This is a genomic window from Ruegeria sp. CG8 (assembly GCF_056537165.1).
Window position 1 is genome coordinate 514,118 of record NZ_JBQFRA010000002.1, and the last position, 17,012, is coordinate 531,129.

The 17,012-nt window shown below is 61.1% G+C and carries 23 protein-coding genes; 11 read left to right on the forward strand and 12 right to left on the reverse strand.

Annotated features, from left to right (window positions below):
- Window positions 1–3: 3 nt before the first annotated feature.
- The 3 genes from ACR0EF_RS08530 to ACR0EF_RS08540 are packed head-to-tail and all read right to left on the reverse strand — an operon-like array spanning window position 4 to window position 2,170.
- On the reverse strand, window positions 4–429 hold the full coding sequence (locus ACR0EF_RS08530; RefSeq protein ID WP_170372200.1) for a VOC family protein: 426 nt from the start codon (window positions 427–429) through the stop codon (window positions 4–6).
- Complete coding sequence (locus ACR0EF_RS08535; RefSeq protein WP_170372198.1) at window positions 429–1,421, reverse strand: alpha/beta hydrolase; 993 nt, start codon at window positions 1,419–1,421, stop codon at window positions 429–431. The genes ACR0EF_RS08530 and ACR0EF_RS08535 overlap by 1 nt, the downstream gene beginning before the upstream one ends.
- The gene (locus tag ACR0EF_RS08540) at window positions 1,421–2,170 is read right to left on the reverse strand and encodes an alpha/beta fold hydrolase (protein ID WP_170372197.1); all 750 of its coding nucleotides are present in this window, start codon (window positions 2,168–2,170) and stop codon (window positions 1,421–1,423) included. The genes ACR0EF_RS08535 and ACR0EF_RS08540 overlap by 1 nt, the downstream gene beginning before the upstream one ends.
- A 219-nt stretch (window positions 2,171–2,389) precedes the next feature.
- Between ACR0EF_RS08540 and thrS the strand changes: the two genes are divergently transcribed.
- From thrS to ACR0EF_RS08565, 5 genes are all read left to right on the forward strand, one after another.
- Entirely contained in the window at window positions 2,390–4,348 is a 1,959-nt protein-coding gene (gene thrS / locus ACR0EF_RS08545) for a threonine--tRNA ligase (RefSeq protein ID WP_170370756.1), read from the forward strand.
- Between the two features lie 222 nt (window positions 4,349–4,570).
- Complete coding sequence (locus ACR0EF_RS08550; protein ID WP_005982123.1) at window positions 4,571–4,873, forward strand: BufA1 family periplasmic bufferin-type metallophore; 303 nt, start codon at window positions 4,571–4,573, stop codon at window positions 4,871–4,873.
- A 73-nt stretch (window positions 4,874–4,946) separates the two neighbouring features.
- Window positions 4,947–5,804, forward strand: a complete 858-nt coding sequence (gene bufB, locus ACR0EF_RS08555; RefSeq protein ID WP_170372195.1) for an MNIO family bufferin maturase — start codon at window positions 4,947–4,949, stop codon at window positions 5,802–5,804.
- The gene (locus ACR0EF_RS08560; protein WP_170372193.1) at window positions 5,801–6,565 is read left to right on the forward strand and encodes an HvfC/BufC N-terminal domain-containing protein; all 765 of its coding nucleotides are present in this window, start codon (window positions 5,801–5,803) and stop codon (window positions 6,563–6,565) included. The genes bufB and ACR0EF_RS08560 overlap by 4 nt, the downstream gene beginning before the upstream one ends.
- Window positions 6,562–7,089 carry a DoxX family membrane protein gene (locus ACR0EF_RS08565; RefSeq protein ID WP_170372191.1) on the forward strand — a complete coding sequence of 176 codons (528 nt, stop codon included), beginning with the start codon at window positions 6,562–6,564 and terminating at the stop codon, window positions 7,087–7,089. Before ACR0EF_RS08560 ends, ACR0EF_RS08565 begins: the two co-directional genes overlap by 4 nt.
- A 1-nt stretch (window position 7,090) precedes the next feature.
- Here ACR0EF_RS08565 and ACR0EF_RS08570 read toward each other — a convergent pair whose 3' ends face one another.
- Together ACR0EF_RS08570 and ACR0EF_RS08575 are read right to left on the reverse strand one after the other, a co-directional pair.
- The gene (locus tag ACR0EF_RS08570) at window positions 7,091–7,459 is read right to left on the reverse strand and encodes a Z-ring associated ZapG family protein (protein WP_170372509.1); all 369 of its coding nucleotides are present in this window, start codon (window positions 7,457–7,459) and stop codon (window positions 7,091–7,093) included.
- Between the two features lie 42 nt (window positions 7,460–7,501).
- Window positions 7,502–7,819 (reverse strand): ArsC/Spx/MgsR family protein, encoded by a 318-nt coding sequence (locus ACR0EF_RS08575; RefSeq protein ID WP_093962565.1) that lies wholly within the window; start codon window positions 7,817–7,819, stop codon window positions 7,502–7,504.
- A gap of 213 nt (window positions 7,820–8,032) precedes the next feature.
- Here ACR0EF_RS08575 and ACR0EF_RS08580 point away from each other — a divergent pair, with 213 nt between their 5' ends.
- Complete coding sequence (locus ACR0EF_RS08580) at window positions 8,033–8,239, forward strand: cold-shock protein (RefSeq protein ID WP_008758035.1); 207 nt, start codon at window positions 8,033–8,035, stop codon at window positions 8,237–8,239.
- An 82-nt stretch (window positions 8,240–8,321) separates the two neighbouring features.
- Here ACR0EF_RS08580 and ACR0EF_RS08585 read toward each other — a convergent pair whose 3' ends face one another.
- Window positions 8,322–8,630, reverse strand: coding sequence for a hypothetical protein (locus tag ACR0EF_RS08585; protein WP_170338263.1), 309 nt, complete (start codon window positions 8,628–8,630; stop codon window positions 8,322–8,324).
- Window positions 8,631–8,673: 43 nt separating this feature from the next.
- Window positions 8,674–9,585, reverse strand: a complete 912-nt coding sequence (gene thyX, locus ACR0EF_RS08590; protein ID WP_093962566.1) for an FAD-dependent thymidylate synthase — start codon at window positions 9,583–9,585, stop codon at window positions 8,674–8,676.
- A gap of 178 nt (window positions 9,586–9,763) precedes the next feature.
- On the opposite strand from thyX, the gene ACR0EF_RS08595 reads away from it, so the two are divergent.
- The 3 genes from ACR0EF_RS08595 to ACR0EF_RS08605 are packed head-to-tail and all read left to right on the forward strand — an operon-like array spanning window position 9,764 to window position 11,618.
- The gene (locus ACR0EF_RS08595; RefSeq protein WP_170337804.1) at window positions 9,764–10,192 is read left to right on the forward strand and encodes a VOC family protein; all 429 of its coding nucleotides are present in this window, start codon (window positions 9,764–9,766) and stop codon (window positions 10,190–10,192) included.
- Window positions 10,159–10,890 carry a DUF1194 domain-containing protein gene (locus ACR0EF_RS08600; protein WP_254433946.1) on the forward strand — a complete coding sequence of 244 codons (732 nt, stop codon included), beginning with the start codon at window positions 10,159–10,161 and terminating at the stop codon, window positions 10,888–10,890. The genes ACR0EF_RS08595 and ACR0EF_RS08600 overlap by 34 nt, the downstream gene beginning before the upstream one ends.
- A complete protein-coding gene (locus ACR0EF_RS08605) occupies window positions 10,887–11,618 on the forward strand; it encodes a DUF1194 domain-containing protein (protein WP_170372189.1) in 732 nt (243 codons plus the stop codon). Before ACR0EF_RS08600 ends, ACR0EF_RS08605 begins: the two co-directional genes overlap by 4 nt.
- Here ACR0EF_RS08605 and ACR0EF_RS08610 read toward each other — a convergent pair.
- From ACR0EF_RS08610 to ACR0EF_RS08620, 3 genes are all read right to left on the reverse strand, one after another.
- On the reverse strand, window positions 11,612–12,109 hold the full coding sequence (locus ACR0EF_RS08610) for a MarR family winged helix-turn-helix transcriptional regulator (RefSeq protein WP_093962569.1): 498 nt from the start codon (window positions 12,107–12,109) through the stop codon (window positions 11,612–11,614). The two genes, ACR0EF_RS08605 and ACR0EF_RS08610, sit on opposite strands and share 7 nt — an antisense overlap.
- A 78-nt stretch (window positions 12,110–12,187) precedes the next feature.
- A complete protein-coding gene (locus ACR0EF_RS08615) occupies window positions 12,188–12,436 on the reverse strand; it encodes a succinate dehydrogenase assembly factor 2 (RefSeq protein WP_170338258.1) in 249 nt (82 codons plus the stop codon).
- The gene (locus ACR0EF_RS08620) at window positions 12,433–12,825 is read right to left on the reverse strand and encodes a helix-turn-helix domain-containing protein (protein ID WP_170363091.1); all 393 of its coding nucleotides are present in this window, start codon (window positions 12,823–12,825) and stop codon (window positions 12,433–12,435) included. The genes ACR0EF_RS08615 and ACR0EF_RS08620 overlap by 4 nt, the downstream gene beginning before the upstream one ends.
- A gap of 92 nt (window positions 12,826–12,917) precedes the next feature.
- Between ACR0EF_RS08620 and ACR0EF_RS08625 the strand changes: the two genes are divergently transcribed.
- Together ACR0EF_RS08625 and ACR0EF_RS08630 are read left to right on the forward strand one after the other, a co-directional pair.
- The gene (locus tag ACR0EF_RS08625) at window positions 12,918–14,120 is read left to right on the forward strand and encodes a pyridoxal phosphate-dependent aminotransferase (RefSeq protein WP_170363090.1); all 1,203 of its coding nucleotides are present in this window, start codon (window positions 12,918–12,920) and stop codon (window positions 14,118–14,120) included.
- A 14-nt stretch (window positions 14,121–14,134) separates the two neighbouring features.
- A complete protein-coding gene (locus ACR0EF_RS08630; RefSeq protein ID WP_170338253.1) occupies window positions 14,135–14,536 on the forward strand; it encodes a hypothetical protein in 402 nt (133 codons plus the stop codon).
- A 15-nt stretch (window positions 14,537–14,551) separates the two neighbouring features.
- Here ACR0EF_RS08630 and ACR0EF_RS08635 read toward each other — a convergent pair whose 3' ends face one another.
- Together ACR0EF_RS08635 and ppk2 are read right to left on the reverse strand one after the other, a co-directional pair.
- Complete coding sequence (locus ACR0EF_RS08635) at window positions 14,552–15,904, reverse strand: MATE family efflux transporter (RefSeq protein WP_170372187.1); 1,353 nt, start codon at window positions 15,902–15,904, stop codon at window positions 14,552–14,554.
- 101 nt (window positions 15,905–16,005) lie between these two features.
- Window positions 16,006–16,887: a polyphosphate kinase 2 gene (gene ppk2, locus ACR0EF_RS08640; protein ID WP_254429372.1), complete on the reverse strand. Its 882-nt coding sequence runs from the start codon at window positions 16,885–16,887 to the stop codon at window positions 16,006–16,008.
- Window positions 16,888–17,012: the final 125 nt, after the last annotated feature.

The window sequence follows — 17,012 nt, forward strand, 5'->3', positions numbered from 1 at the left end:
TATTCAGTACCCGTTCCAGCGAAAGGTCCCGTCCGGCGCGAGAGCCGAGTACGGATTGAACGCGACTTCCCAGATCGTACCATCCGGTGCCCGAAAGTACCCATGGTGCCCGCCCCAGAATACGTCCGAGGCTGGTTTCAGGATTTCGGCCCCTGCAGCCTCGGCAGCTTGCAACAGTTCGGCGACACCCTCCTTGGATCGGCAATTGTGGCTGAGCGTCATCGCGCCGCGACCCAGGGTTTCAACGCCAACCCCAATTTCTTCGGCCAGCGCGGTCAATGGGTACAGACCCAGCGTCTGGCCGATCAGGTCAAAAACGATCACCCCGTCCGGGCTGTCAGTGCGGCGCCAGCCCAACGCCTCATAAAAGCGGGCTGCGGCTTCGGGATCTTCGGCCCCGATCGTGATCAGGCTGACGCGTTGCTCCATCACTCTACCCCCAAACCGTTCAGCCATTGCAGAATACCCGCCACCGTCGCATCGGTCTGCCCCGGCGACATCAGCCGTCCGGCAATAACATGCGATTGCGGGTCGTCACCCGGCCCCATGGCTACGGTCTGAACGGTCGCTGATGCCCGCCAGTCTTCTGCAACTTTGTGCGTCAGGTCGGGCCGAACCACCTGATCGTCATCCGAGAACCAGAACAGAGCCGGCACCAGTGCGCCCGAAAAATCCAGCGCGTAGACGGTATCCACCAGAACAGACATCGGTACCACCGCCTCCCACGGATAAGAGGACGACCAGTACAGGTTCTTTTCCGGATCAGGGCCCGACACGTCGCGGGTTTCCCCCATCAGCAACGGCAGCCAGCTGCGTGCCCAAGGCAGTGATGGTATCCAGGATCCGGCCGCCTTCACCCCGAAGTTGGGCGAGATGAACACCATCCCGACCACATCCTTGCTCAGCTCGGGGTCCAGCGCCGCTGCTGCCGCCAGGGTTCCCCCGGTCGAGGTCGAGATCACGATGACCTTGTCGCCCACGGCGCGGGCGGCGGCCAGACCTTCGGCCATGTCCCGCATCCAGCCCGAGGCCGTCCCGTCGGCCATTGCCAGCCCATCGCGCCCGTGCCCCTGCAGGCGCGAATAGACCAGATTGGCCCCCAGCGCGTCGGAGATCCTGTCGGGCACCGGGCGGATTTCCTCAGACGAGGCCGAGAACCCGTGCACATAGAGCACCGAATATGGCGTGCGACGTTCCTTGAACCCGTCCTGCCAGATCACCCGCTTTTCGACACCGGGCACGATATCGTCATAGGCGGACTCGATGCTTTCGAAATAGACCTGAACCCCCTCGCCGAACTTGCGCGGATCAAACCGCGGGTGCAGATCCACTTCTTCGCGCGGGCCGAACCAGTAGATCAGCCCGCCGACCACCACCAACGCCAGCAAGGCCCGCCCGAGAAACCGCCCCAGCCGCCGCATCAGTTTGTCCCCATCACGTCGCGAACCGCATCCTCGATCAGCCCCAGGCACGGCCCGTCCGAGAACCGGTGATCTGCATCCTTGACCAACAACAGCCGCATGTCCGGACCGCTGGCATGGTCGAGCAGCCGTACCGCCGTCTCGGTGGAAACCGCCGTATCCGCCGTGCCTTGCAGGAACCGTACCGGGAACGGCAGGTTCAACGGCGACCGCAACACCAGCCGCGTCCGCCCATCCTCGATCATCCGCTTGGTGATGATGTAAGGCTCCATGTAGTCCGAGGGCAGTTCAACATGCCCGACCGTCTCCAGCGCCTGTTTCTGTTCGTCGCTGAACGAGGACCAATAGCCGTCCTCGGTGAAATCCGGCGCCGCAGCGATGGTGACCATCCCCGCGATCCGCTCGGGCATGGCCCGCGCAAGCAGCAATGCCTGCCAGCCGCCCATAGACGAACCAACCACGATCAGCGGCCCCTCGGTCAGCGCGGAAACCGCCGCAACCGTATCCTCGTGCCAATTCCCGATGCAGCCCTCCTCGAACCGGCCGGAACTTTCGCCATGCCCGGAATAGTCGAACCGCAGATAGGCCTGCCCACGTGCCCGCGTCCAGTCCTCAAGATGCACCGCCTTGGTGCCCTCCATGTCCGACTTGAGACCACCCAGAAAAACGACCGTAGGCCCTGCCCCTTCGCTCTTGTGATAGGCCAGCCGCCGCCCCTGCGGCGTGTCTAGAAATGTCGTCGCTGCCATGAAACCCTCACTTGCTTTTCCAGCATCATGCACGCACCGCGCCCAAGTGCAATTCCCGCCCCTCCGTCATCTGGAGGCAGATATCCCGCGGCACGCTTGGAGCAGAGCCCTCTGCCCGCCAACGCTTGACACAGCCACCACCACCTGCCAAACGGACCCGACACCATAACCCGCAACCGGGCGTTCAGTGGGCGCCAAACCGACGAGGAGAGCCAGACCATGGCCCTGGATTCAAAATCCGTCTCTCTTACCTTCCCCGATGGCAATTCCCGATCCTACGCGGCAGGCGTTACGCCGGCCGAGGTCGCTGCCGACATCTCCACCTCGCTGGCGAAAAAGGCCATCTCGGCCACCGTCAAAGGCCAGCACTGGGACCTGCAGTGGCCCATCGAACAGGATGCCGAAATCGCCCTTCACACGATGAAGGACGAGGCCCAGGCCAACGAGCTGATCCGCCACGACTTCGCCCACGTGATGGCCCGCGCGGTGCAGGAAATCTGGCCTGACACCAAGGTCACCATCGGCCCGGTCATCGAAAACGGCTGGTATTACGACTTCGACCGCGCAGAACCCTTCACGCCCGAAGATCTCGGCCTCATCGAGAAAAAGATGAAAGAGATCATCAACAAGCGCGATCCCGTCACCACCGAGATCTGGGACCGCGAGCGTGCCATCGCGTTCTACAAGGCCAACAACGAGCCCTACAAGGTCGAGCTGATCGAGGCGATTCCGGGTGACGAGCCGGTGCGCATGTATTGGCACGGCCATTGGCAGGACCTGTGCCGCGGCCCGCACCTGCAGCATACCGGCCAACTGCCCGGCGACGCGTTCAAGCTGATGTCCATCGCCGGCGCCTACTGGCGTGGCGACAGCAACCGCCCGATGCTGCAGCGTATCTATGGCGTTGCCTTCACCGGCAAGGAAAAGCTCAAGGCGCACCTGCACATGCTGGAAGAGGCCGCCAAGCGCGACCACCGCAAGCTGGGCCGCGAGATGGACCTGTTCCACATGCAGGAAGAGGCCCCGGGCCAGATCTTCTGGCACCCCAACGGCTGGACCATCTACACCCAGCTTCAGGACTATATGCGGCGTGCTCAGCACCGCGGCGGCTATGTCGAGGTCAACACCCCGCAGGTGGTCGATCGCAAGCTGTGGGAACGCTCGGGCCACTGGGACAAGTATCAGGAGAACATGTTCATCGTCGAAGTTGACGAGGAACACGCCCGCGAAAAGGCCGTAAACGCGCTCAAACCGATGAACTGTCCGTGCCACGTGGAAATCTTCAAACAGGGCCTGAAATCCTATCGCGACCTGCCGCTGCGTATGGCCGAATTCGGATCCTGCGCGCGCTACGAACCCTCGGGCGCGCTGCATGGCATCATGCGGGTCCGCGGCTTTGCCCAGGACGACGCGCATATCTTCTCGACCGAGGACCAGATCGGCGACGAATGTGCCCGCTTCATCGGGTTTCTGACCGATGTCTACAAAGATCTGGGCTTTGACAGCTTCAAGGTCAAATTCTCGGATCGCCCCGAACAGCGCGCCGGCTCGGACGAGGTCTGGGACAAGGCCGAAGAAGCCCTGCTGACCGCCACGCGCGCCGCAGGGGTCGAGCCGGAACTGAACCCCGGCGAAGGTGCTTTCTATGGGCCGAAGCTGGAATTCGTCCTGACCGACGCGATCGGGCGTGACTGGCAGTGCGGCACCTTCCAGGTGGATTTCGTCCTGCCCGAACGGCTGGATGCTACCTATGTCGGCGCCGATGGGGCCAAACACCGTCCGGTGATGCTGCACCGCGCCTGCCTGGGGTCGTTCGAACGGTTCATCGGCATCCTGATCGAAGAACACGCCGGCAAACTGCCTTTCTGGCTGGCGCCGCGCCAGGTCGTCGTGGCCTCGATCACCTCAGAGGCCGATGACTATGTTCTGGAAGTGGTCGAAACGCTCAAGACTGCCGGTGTCCGGGCCGAGGCCGACATCCGCAACGAGAAGATCAACTACAAGGTCCGCGAACATTCCGTCGGCAAGGTGCCGGTGATCCTGGCCGTCGGCCACCGCGAGGTCGAAGAGCGCACCGTCAGCGTCCGCCGCCTGGGCGAGAAGCAGACCCAGGTCCAGCCGCTTGACGTTGTAACAAAAGAGCTGGCGCACGCGGCAACGCCCCCCGATCTTCTGTAACAATCGGCACAGTCTTGCCGCCAATCCGGCCCCCAGCACGGGGCCGGATTGAAACATTTCTGGATTTCCTAATTTATTACAGTGTGTTAACTTGCAAGGGGCGTTAACGCTCCCTGACACAGCCGTGAGACACGGGCTCGTGAATTCAACACAGCAGTGTCAGCCGTTACCTTTGTCACTGTCACAAGCAGACATACGCAATCACGAAAAGGATTACCTGAGATGTCGAACACCGCCAAAACCCTCGTAATCGCAAGCGCCGTTGCCGCAGCCGTTGCGGGCTCTGCAACCACCGCCGCCGCTCAGGCCAAAGAAAAATGCTATGGCGTATCGCTGGCAGGCCAGAACGACTGCGCCGCCGGACCGGGCACCACATGTGCCGGCACCTCGACCGTGGACTACCAAGGCAACGCCTGGACGTTGGTCGATGCGGGCACCTGCGCCGACATCGAGCTGCCCAAATCCGCGGACGGAACGCCCCGCAAAGGCTCGCTCGAGCCGCTGGAACGCGATCTGCCGGCATAAGGCACGGGAAGGAATGTCAGGGGCGGGCTAAACCAAACAGCCCGCCCTGTTTCTTGCTGAGAAGGATCACGCGATGTTGGATGACGCCCGCAGAATGCAACGGCTGCCCGCCGCGCCCGGGGTCGGCTACAAGCCGCAGCACTATGCCCAGATCCTTGACCAGCCCGGCCCGGTCGGCTGGCTGGAAATTCACGCCGAAAACTACATGGGCGACGGCGGCCGACCACTGGCGCAGCTACGCCACCTGTCCGAACGGTTTCCCATTTCCGTGCACGGCGTGGGCCTGTCCATCGGTGGCGAAGGCCCGCTGGACGCCGAGCACCTGGTCCGCCTGAAGCATCTTGTGGGCTGGCTGAACCCGGCCAGCTTTTCGGAGCATCTGGCATGGTCCACCCATGACAGCCAGTTCCTGAACGATCTGCTGCCCCTGCCCTATACCGACGCCACACTGGCCCGCATCTGCGATCATATCGATCAGGTGCAAGAGACCGTGGGCCGGCAGATGCTGCTGGAGAACCCTTCCAGCTATCTCGCTTTTTCCGAAAGCACGTGGTCTGAACCCGACTTCTTGCGCGAGGTTGCGCGCCGGACCGGATGTGGCCTGCTGCTGGACGTCAACAACGTGTTCGTCTCGGCCACCAATCTGAATTACAGCCCACAGGCCTATATCGACGCCTACCCTCTGGACAAGGTCGGCGAGATCCACCTTGGCGGCCATGACGAGGATCAGGACGATCACGGCCAACCCCTGCTGATCGACAGCCACGGCCGCGCCGTCGTCGATCCGGTCTGGGCGTTGCTGGATTATGTGCTCGACCAGTCAGGCCCCAAACCCGTGCTGATCGAATGGGACAATGACGTGCCCGACTGGCCCACCTTGCGCGCCGAGGCCGAGCGCGCGCAATCCGCGCTGGACCGGATCCCGGCATGAGCGTTTCGCAATCAGAATTCCGGGCGGCCCTGCTGGACCCGGCAGCCCCCGTGCCCGAGGGGCTGCTGGACGACCAGGCCCGCCCCGCCGGGCGCCGTTTCAGCGTCTACCGCAACAACGTGGCCGTGTCGCTGACCGAAGCCATGCACCAGGCCTTTCCGGTCATCACCAAGCTGCTGGGTCCGCAGAACATCGACGGTCTGGCCGGGATCTATCTGCGTCAGCACCCGCCGACCTCTCCGCTGATGATGTTTTACGGCGAGAACTTCCCCGAATTCCTCGCCGACACCGGGCAGCTGGCGCATCTTGGCTATCTGCCCGACGTGGCACTGCTGGAGTTGGCATTGCGCCGGTCCTACCACGCCGCCGACAGCCAACCGATCGCGCCCGACGCGCTGGCCGCCCTGCCGCCCGAAGACCTTATGCAGGCCCGGCTGGGCTTTGCCCCGGCCATGCAGCTGGTCCGGTCTGACTGGCCCATCCACGCCATCTGGCGGTTCAACACCGAAGACGGCGCGCCCAAGCCCCAGCCCGGTGCCCAGGACGTGATGATCACGCGCCCCGAATTCGACCCGTCGCCGCACTTGCTGCCCCCCGGCGGGTTTGACTGGATCACCGCCATGCAGGCCGGCCAGACCATTGGTCAGGCCTTCGAGGCAACCACCACTCGGACGCCCGCGTTCGACCTGGGTGCCACCCTGGCACTGCTGTTGCAGGGCAGTGCAATTACTTCAGTGACTATCGAAAGGCCGGAAACATGACTGCCCTGATCTCTATGCACAATTCCGCACTTGGAAAGCTGGACCACGCCTCGAACTGGCTGACACCGACCGTGGCGCGGCTGACTTTCATAGCGGTTCTTCTGGTCTATTACTGGAACTCGGCCATGACCAAGCTGGGCAGCGGGTTTTTCGGGTTTCTCTTCCCCTCGGATGGGGCCTATGTCCAGATCTTCCCCAAGGCGATGGAGGCCGTCGGCTACGACAGCTCGCAGCTAGGGTTCTTTACCTGGCCTGTTGCCGTCGCCGGAACCTGGGCCGAATTCATCCTGCCTGCGTTGCTTCTGGTGGGGCTGCTGACCCGCCTTGCTGCCCTGGGCATGATCGGGTTCGTCTGGGTCCAGACCTTCACCGATGTCATCGGGCACGGGGTCAAACTGGGTGGTCTGTTCGACAACACCATCACACTGATGGATCAGCGGGTTATGTGGACCTTCCTGTTCGTGGTGATCGTGATCAACGGCGCGGGCCCGCTCTCGCTCGACCGGGTTCTGCGCCTGAAATGATCTAGAAATGCGCCTTGGGTTCGTCCGGCTTGCCCGCGGCGATCCCAAGCAGCCCCGCGACGCCGGCGAAGGCAATCGGGAACATGGTGAACACGCCGAAGCCAAAAGCGTAGTACATCCCCGCCGCGGAAATCAGCAACAACACACCGGCCAACAGAGCACGCGCATGCGCCATGGCCCCCCCGGCAATCGCCAGCAACGGCGCCAGAATCGATGCTGTCTTGATAAGGTGGGGGTTTTCCACCTGCTCTGCCAGCCCCTCGATCTCGCCGTAACGATCCACAAGCTCGACAAACCCGTACCCAAAAAAACCGACGATCATTCCGACCAGACCGGCAATGACACCCAATATCATCGCTGCGTTTCGCATGAAGTATTCCTGATTGTTGCGCCGGTTCAGATAGTCACCCATTCAAGCAATGCCAAGGGCTGCGCGGGTTTGCGGGGTCCAGCCCAGGAACAAGTGCCCGTCACGTTCGATCAGCGGACGCTTCATCAGGGCAGGATGATCCGCCAGCAGTTCCAGCGGTGGTCGCGAGCGTTGATCGTCGTCCAATCCACGCCAAGTTGTCGAGCGGGTGTTGAGCAAGGCTTCGCCGAACTGGTCAAACGCTTTGGCCAGCACCTCCGAAGGAACACCCGCACCTCGGACATCAATGAATTCGGCATCAGGCAGTGATTTCAATGCCTTACGGCAGGTATCGCAGGTCTTCAGGCCAAAAAGGCGCATGATGTATCTACTCCGGTCGTTGCAGCAATTTCGGGCAAAACGAATAGGTTAACCCAGTATTCCTTGATTTTTTACTTCACCGTGCAATGTTGAAAAAGGCGAAACACACAATTTACGCCGTCTCGTTCGTTCGGAACTGCGTGGGTTTGTGGTCGCTTTGACTATGCCCTGCCGATTTGCTGGGTGACGCGCAAGGAGAAGGAGACACGGGAAATGCCAACCGGCACCGTGAAGTGGTTCAATACGACCAAAGGCTATGGTTTTATTGCCCCCGATGAAGGGGGTAAGGATGTGTTTGTGCATATCTCGGCCGTAGAACGATCCGGCCTGACCGGACTCGCCGACAATCAGAAAGTCTCGTACGAGTTGCAGGACGGACGTGACGGCCGCCAAATGGCGGCTGATTTGAAGCCATTGTAAAAGGGCCCGCCAACTGGCGGGTGCGACGAAACAAGGTCAACGGCCAATTGACAGGCCGTTGTCCACCCTCTTCCCGGATAGTCTAACCTCGCGTCGGGTCGGCCTCGGTGCGGTTTGTCCAGTTATCGCCCATGGCCACAATGCAGGACGTCCCGGTCGCATAGGTTACGACAAGGGTCCAGTCACCGCGACGGCTGGTCCACACCTCCATGATCTGCTCGGGTCCCCGAACACCAGAGGCGGTCTGCTGCGCCCCGAATTGGTGGCGCAGTTTGTCATGCATCCGCGCCGTGGGCTCGCAGATCACTTCAGCTATTGGCGACTTTGCGTAGGCCGGCTGGCCCAGCAACAAAGCGATCGCCGCAGTTCTAAACTTAAAGCTGAACGTCATGCTCAAAGTGTAACAGGATCATGACAATTCGAACAGGTGGCGATCAGCCTTCGCGGATCACCGCTTCGAACTCGCGCCATTCGCGCGCGGTCATGCCGGAGTTTTCCTGCGTCACCTGCTCGCCCTTCAGCATCCGACGCAGCGCTTCGACCATCTGCGCCGACAGGTTGACCGCACCCAGGCGATAGTCTTCGAACGCCTTGTACGCGAACGGTACCCAGTCGGCCACGATCTTGCACATGGTTTCGGCATAGACGCGGATCTCGTATTGCGCATGCGGATCTGCCCGCAGGCGCAGGAAGTGGAACAGATTGTGCAGGTCCACCTTCCAATACCACTGCGTGTAGATGTTCGCCGGCAGGTTCATCCGCGCCAGTTCGCGCGCCAGACCCTGCTGGCCATCCTGGCCGATCATCGCTTCGTAATTGTCGTAGCAGCGGGCGCTGTCGGCCTTGAGAATGTCCAGCACGCGCGCAGCCTCTTCGCCCTGCAGCGCCTCGCCCCGCCCCTGATTGTTGATCGCTGATTGCGCCGCAAGCTGATCCGGCGCGGGAATGTAGAATTCCCGGTCAAGGATCGAATAGCGGGCCGAGTATTCGTTCACGTTGGCCGTCCGGTGGCGGATCCACTGACGGGCCACGAAGACCGGCAGTTTCACGTGCAGTTTCACTTCGCACATCTCGAAAGGGGTCGAATGCCAGTGGCGCATCAGATAGCGGATCAACCCCTCGTCATTCTGTACGGACTTCGTACCTTTGCCATAGGACACGCGGGCCGCCTGGCAGATCGCAGCATCATCGCCCATATAGTCGATGACCCGCACGAATCCGTGGTCCAGAACAGGATGCGCAGTGTAGAGGTGCTGTTCCATACCCGGAGCCACAACACGGCGGGTCGACTGCGTTTGTGCGCGTTGCTCTTCGATCTCGGCCAGTTGTTCGGCGGACAGCGGCATGGACATACCTCGTTTTTGAAATGAGTCGCCGACCACTATATATCGGCAACATCAGCACTAAAACCGCCATATGTGTGCTGCGTCGCGCATTTTTCGGTTTCTCTGCGACCGCCCCCTCGACACGCCCCTGCAGCGCGCTAAGCTGCACACAATCATCAACACCGAAAGGATCGCCGAGATGGGGCTGAGATACCTCCACACCATGGTGCGCGTTAAGGATTTGGAAAAATCCATGGCCTTCTACAAGCTGCTGGGTCTCCAGGAAACCCGCCGTTACGACAGCGAGGAAGGGCGGTTTTCGCTGATCTTCATGGCCCCTCCGGGTCAGGAGGACAGGCCGATCGAGCTGACATGGAACTGGGATGGCGATGAGGGTTTGCCAAGCGACAGCCGCCATTTCGGCCACCTGGCCTATGGGGTCGACAACATTTACGAGACCTGTCAGCACCTTGCCGACAATGGTGTCGTCATCAACCGCCCTCCTCGCGATGGGCGCATGGCGTTCGTGCGCTCGCCTGACAACATTTCGGTTGAACTGCTGCAGAATGGCGATGCCCTGCCCCCGGCCGAACCTTGGGCCAGCATGGAAAGCACCGGCCACTGGTGATCCGCTGGCTGACAGGATTGGGGCTGGCCGTTCTGGCCAGCTCTGCTGAGGCCCAAAACTGCCGGCTGGCCTTGGCGCTTGCCTTGGACATCTCCGTTTCGGTCGACGCCAAAGAAGACGCCCTGCAGCGGCAGGGCCTGGCTTCAGCCTTGATCGCTCCGGAAGTCCGGAAAGCGTTCTTTTCCTCGCCACTGCCCGTGGCCCTGACGGTTTATGAGTGGAGCGGTCGCGACGCCCAGTACATCGTCCTTCCCTGGCGCCTGATCCAAACCGAGGCTGATCTGCTTGTTGCAGCGACACAGGTGAGCGAGTCCCAAAGATCTGACAGCGGCTCGGCCACCGCCATGGGATATGCTCTGGCTTTCGGGGCCTCGCTGATGGAGCAGGCTCCGCAATGCCTGTTTCAAACGATTGACCTGTCCGGGGACGGCTCGAACAATGACGGCTACGGTCCGCAGATCGCCTATCGCCACTTTCCCTTCGACCGCATAACCGTGAATGGGTTGGTCATAAATGCGGCGGATTTCGAAGGGGAGCTGTTCCTCATCCCGTTTTTTGAGAACAACGTCTTGCATGGGCCAAACGCCTTTTTGGAAATCGCGCAAGGGTTCGAAGACTTTGAGCGCGCCATGCGACGCAAGCTGGAACGGGAATTGACCAGCCTTCAGGTCGGCGCGTTGGGGCGCAACGCAAAATGATTACCCGTGCGCTGGCTCTGTGTTGTTTGGCCTTGGGCAGCCCGGCCGCTGCTCAATGCCGGCAAGCCCTGGCGCTTGGGTTGGATGTTTCCGGCTCAGTCGACAGCAACGAATACCGGCTTCAATTGGACGGCTTGGCCGCTGCATTGCAACGGCCGGAGGTGGAACGGCTGATCCTGTCGAATCCCGAAGCCCCCGTTCGGATCGCCGTTTTCGAATGGAGCGAAGCAGGTTTCCAGCGGCTGTTGGTCGGCTGGACCGACATTCGGTCCCCGACCGATTTGTCCGGGATTGCGCAACGTCTGCAATCCACGCGTCGGTCATCGGCACCTCAGGGCACAGCGGTGGGGTCTGCCATGCAGTACGGGGCTGATTTGTTGGATGCCCAAGCCGCCTGCTTGAAGCGGACGCTGGACCTCTCAGGAGATGGCAAGCACAATGTCGGCCTCCATCCCAGAGAAGCTAAAGCCCAACTGCAGGCAACCGGCATCACGATCAATGGGCTCGTGATCGGAGCCGATGATCCCAGCACCGGGGACAAGCGGTATGTGCAAATCGGAGAGTTGTCGGCCTATTACAACGCTTGGGTCATTCTGGGGCCCGGAGCCTTCGTCGAAACCGCTTTGGGATTTGAAGCCTACGAAGACGCGATGACGCGCAAGCTGATCAGAGAGCTGGATTCGCTGACCCTGTCCCAAGTTTTGTCATTGAACGGCGGTAGTCAGTAGATGTACCGGATCTGATCCGTCCAATACCGTTCAACCCGGCGCAAAGCGCTGGTAATCTCTTCGATCCCTTCGGTGCCAAGGACACCTTTGGCCTGTAGCCCTTCGGCGTGCCGCGAGAAGAGATCGGCCACGATGTCACGGATTTCCCGCCCCCGAGGTGTCAGACGCACCCGCACCGAACGTCGGTCAATCTCGCATCTCTGGTGATGCATGAACCCCATCTCGACCAGTTTCTTGAGGTTGTAACTGACATTGCTGCCTTGATAATAGCCGCGGCTTTTGAGTTCACCGGCAGTCACCTCGTGGTCACCGATGTTGAACAGCAGCAGCGCCTGCACCGCGTTGATTTCCAGAACGCCGACCCGCTCGAACTCGTCCTTTATGACGTCCAGAAGCAACCGATGCAGACGTTCAACCAATGCCAGCGCCTCAAGATAGCTGGACATGAACCCTTTGGTTCCGGGTGCGGAGACCTGCAATTCCAAACTCATCCGATCCTCCGATTCAATCGCGCCGTTCAGGAAACTTTGACGCGAAATCCCGAAGAATCTGTTAAGTCTGTTTTGCCATTATTTTTGAAATACTTGCGAGATATCGAAGATCATGCTCGCGTAGTGTTCAGGGGCGGCGACCTGCCCGGTTACCCATTGGTAGAGGTCCTGATCGTTTTCGTGCAACAAAGCTTCGTACAGGTCCAATTCGGTCGCAGACATCCGCTCAAGCCGCTGGTCGGCATAGGCAGACAGAATTATGTCCATTTCCTTGATGCCGCGCCGCATCGACCGCATCTTCAGCCGCTTGATCCGGATGTCGTTCATTCGCCTTTCTCCAGCTTCAGCCGCAGCGTTTTCTCGACCCGCGCAAGGCGCTCGGAACTGGCGCGCATCTCACCTCGGATGGCGCGCAACTCCGCGACCAGCGGTGCCAGCTCCATATCCGCGGCTTCCGCGATATCCGGAGCATCCATGCCCTCGCCTTCACCGGTTAGCAGCCACATGATCGACACGTTCAACATACCTGCCATCATCGACAGCTTGTTGGCGCGCGGTTCTGACAGGTCATTCTCCCAGGCCACCACAGTGGACTTCTTGACACCCAGCCGGCGGGCCAGTTGGGTCTGGGTCATACCGGCGGCTTCGCGCGCGCCGGCCACGCGGTCTCCGAATGTCGCGGCCTCGGGTCCGAACCAGTCGGTTTCGTCGCTCATCAAACTCTCCAGTTCTTCAAAAGCATATCGCTTGATCGTGTTTCGGCGGCACCCTATGACAGTCCTGAGCAACATACAAACCGGGGCCCGCCATGAGCTTTCTGTCTGCGACACTGTCGCGCGTCAAACCTTCGCCGACCATTGCCATGACGGCCAAAGCCGCCGAGTTGAAGGCCGCCGGACGGGACGTCATCGGCCTCAGCGCAGGTGAGCCCGATTTCGACACGCCGCAGAACATCAAGGACGCAGCCGTTGCCGCAATCGCCGCCGGTAAAACGAAATACACCGCGCCTGACGGCATTCCCGAGCTGAAACAGGCCGCTTGCGCCAAGATGAAACGTGACCACGGGCTGGACTATACGCCCGCACAGATCTCGGTCGGAACAGGTGGCAAGCAGACGCTGTACAATGCGCTGATGGCGACGATGAACCCGGGCGACGAAGTGATCATTCCCGCCCCCTACTGGGTCAGCTATCCGGACATGGTGCTGCTTGCGGGCGGTTCGCCTGTCGTGGTTGAGACCACACTGGAAAACAGCTTCAAGCTGACCCCAGACCAGCTGGAAGCCGCAATCACGCCAAACACCAAATGGTTCATCTTCAACTCGCCGTCGAACCCGACCGGCGCCGGGTACAGCCGCGCCGAACTCAAGGCTCTGACCGATGTTCTGATGCGGCATCCTCATGTCTGGATCATGTCGGACGACATGTATGAACACCTGGCCTATGACGGGTTTGAGTTCTGCACGCCAGCCGAAGTCGAACCCGGGCTGTATGATCGCACGCTCACGTGCAACGGTGTCTCCAAGGCCTATGCCATGACCGGCTGGCGTATCGGCTATGCCGCAGGCCCTGTCGAGCTGATCGCGGCCATGCGCAAGATCCAGTCGCAATCCACGTCGAACCCTTGCTCGATCAGCCAGTGGGCCGCGGTCGAGGCCCTGAACGGCACCCAAGACTTCCTTGCCCCGAACAATGAAACTTTCAAACGCCGACGCGATCTTGTGGTCGGGATGCTGAACCAGATTGACGGCATCACCTGCCCCACTCCCGAGGGCGCATTCTACGTCTATCCGTCCATTGCCGGGTTGATCGGCAAGACCACGCCGGCCGGCACGGTCATCGACACCGACGAGGCCTTCGCGACTGCCCTATTGGAGGAAGCCGACGTAGCCGTAGTGTTTGGAGCGGCGTTCGGCCTCAGCCCCAATTTCCGCGTCAGCTACGCGACTTCGGACGAAGCCTTGACCGAGGCCTGCACCCGCATCCAGCGGTTTTGCGCGTCCCTGAGCTAAGACCGAGATTCGTCATGTCCGCAGCACTGCCCGAATATTACTTTCGCGTCCGCGAGAACGGCGCGGTCGTGTTCAAGATCGACACGGAGAACCGGCAGCGCCGGATCGAAATGGACCAGATCGCGGTGATCAACATCCGCAACGGCGAGGTCAAGCCGCATGGTCAGGGTACCCTGACCGAAGCCGACAAAGTCGAAATCGCCCGTTGGATGGACGAACGCAAAGCCCTGCTTGCGCGGCGCGACGTCGACGACATCCACCGCACGATCGATCACCTGAACCTGACCACGCAGTGGGCCCAGTCCAAGGCGACCGATACCCAGCTGGAAGACATTACGGACCGGTTGCTGCTGGCGATGCACGACCTGCGCACGGTACTGGTGCGCAAGAAGGCCGATCGGCTGGACAAGGGCTGAGCCTGCCGGTTGTCGCTATGCGGCGGGCGCACCAACCACGCGGACGGATCGCAGCCAGAACCGTCCCATCAGCATGACTGCCGCGCAGGCCAGGCCCAGAACAAGGCCAAGCCAAACTCCGATCCCGGCCATGCCTTGCACGAAACCAAAGTAGTAGGATGCGGGGATCCCCACGACCCAATAGCTGAGGCCCGCCATAACCATGGGCACCTTGGCGTCTTGCAACCCCCGCAGAAGGCCCAGAGCGATTACCTGCGCGCCGTCCACCAACTGGAACAGGGCCGCCATGGCCAGCAGACCGGTCCCGATGGCCAGAATCTGGGGGCGCTGCGGGTCGTCCGGTTCGACAAATACCGAGATGAGCGGCTCGGCGCAGGTCAGGAACAGGATGATTGTCAGCACTGACACCACAAGGGACATGCCAGTGACCGCAATTGCGCCTTTCTCGAGATGCGGTCGATCCTTGCGGCCCAGCGCGTTGCCGGCCCGGATCGTTGCTGCATTCGACAGGCCCAGATGCACCATGAACGTCGCCGACGCCAGGTTCAGCGCAATCCCGTGCGCCGCCAGCGGCACCTGCCCGATCCAACCCATCATGAAGGCGGACATGGCGAACAGAGACACTTCGGCCAACAAGGTCAGACCGATGGGCACACCCAGCTTCAGGACGCTCAGCAACATTTCCCAATCCGGGCGCCAGAACCGCTGGAACAGGTTATGTTCCGGCAGGACTTTCACCGCGTAAATGATCACGGCCACCAGCGACACGCTCTGCGTGACCACCGACGCAATCGCGGCCCCCATCACGCCCAGTTCCGGCGCGCCCCAGTTGCCGAAGATCAGCGCATAATTCGTAAGTCCGTTGACCACTGCCGCCGCGACGGTGATCCACAGCACGATCTGCGTGCGCTCCAGAGCGGCCAGATAGGATTTTAGAACCATGACCACCAGCGCCGGGAACAGGCCCCAGCCCGCGACCCGCAGATACTCGGACGCGGTTTGCGCCACTTGCGGATCCTGATCCGTGGCGATCAGAATCGGGTAGGACCACCACAACAGCGGCATGACCAGCATGCCATACAGCAGCGACAGCCACAGACCCATTCGGGTGCTGCGCCGAATGCTGGTTTCATCCTCCTCGGCGGCCGCGGTCGCGACCATAGGCATGACGGCCAGGCCAAATCCGCCTCCGAAAAGAAACAGAACAAAGTAAAAGCTGCTGGCCAGCGTCACCGCGGCCAGTGCCTCGACGCCATACCAGCCCAGCATGATCGTATCCGTCAGGCCAATGGCGAATTGCGCCAGATGACCACCGATCAACGGCAGCCCCAGCACAGCAATGGCCCGGAAATGGGCGGGATATGTCATGACCTTTCTCATCCCGCCAGCCATATGCGCGGCCCCGAGCCGGGGCAAGGGGAGATCTCTGAAATTTCACTTCGAGACCTCGGTGACGCCCGTCGGGCCAATCAGGTGACGCGCGCCTCGGGATGGATCGCCGTACCAAGGATGTGATCCGACCGGTGGACCACATGATGTGCCTGCCCCACGATCAGAGGATCGGGCTGGCCCACGATGCCATGATCCTTGTCCGGATAATCCAGCGTCGACAGGAAATGCCGCATGCAGTTCAGCCGGGCGCGCTTCTTGTCGTTCGACTTGACGATGGTCCAAGGCGCGTCGGCGGTGTCGGTATAGAAGAACATCGCCTCTTTCGCCTCGGTGTAGTCATCCCATTTGTCCAAGCTGGCCTTGTCGATGGGCGACAGTTTCCATTGCTTCAGCGGGTCCGTCTCGCGGCTTTTGAAACGGCGCAGCTGCTCATCCCGTGTCACCGAGAACCAGTATTTATAAAGCTGGATTCCCGACCGAACCATCATGCGCTCCAACTCGGGCGTCTGGCGCATGAACTCGAGGTATTCGTTCGGGGTGCAGAACCCCATCACCCGCTCGACCCCGGCCCGGTTGTACCAGGACCGGTCATAAAAGACCATTTCGCCGACGGTGGGCAATTCCTGGATATAGCGCTGGTAATACCACTGGCCCTTCTCCTCCCAGGTCGGCTTGTTCAGCGCCACCACCCGTGCCTGACGCGGGTTCAGATGCTCCATGAACCGCTTGATGGTGCCGCCCTTGCCGGCGGCGTCGCGACCCTCGAACAACAGCACGAACTTCTGCCCGGTCTCCTGCGCCCACAACTGCACCTTCAACAATTCGGCCTGCAACTGGGCCTTCTGCTTTTCATAAGCCGCCCGGGACAATTTCGAGCGATACGGATACTCCCCGCTTTCAAAGGCCTGCCGGATCTTTTCGCGGGTGGGCGCTTCGGTGTCCGCGTTCGGTTTGGCCATGACGGCCACGGGGGCTGCGGTCGTCTTTTTTCGGATCACTGCGTCCATATGCTCTCTCCTGTGTCACTGTCCGCCGAAACGCCTAGCAGATCTGCATCTTTTCCGCGTTGATCCGTATCAAGTTG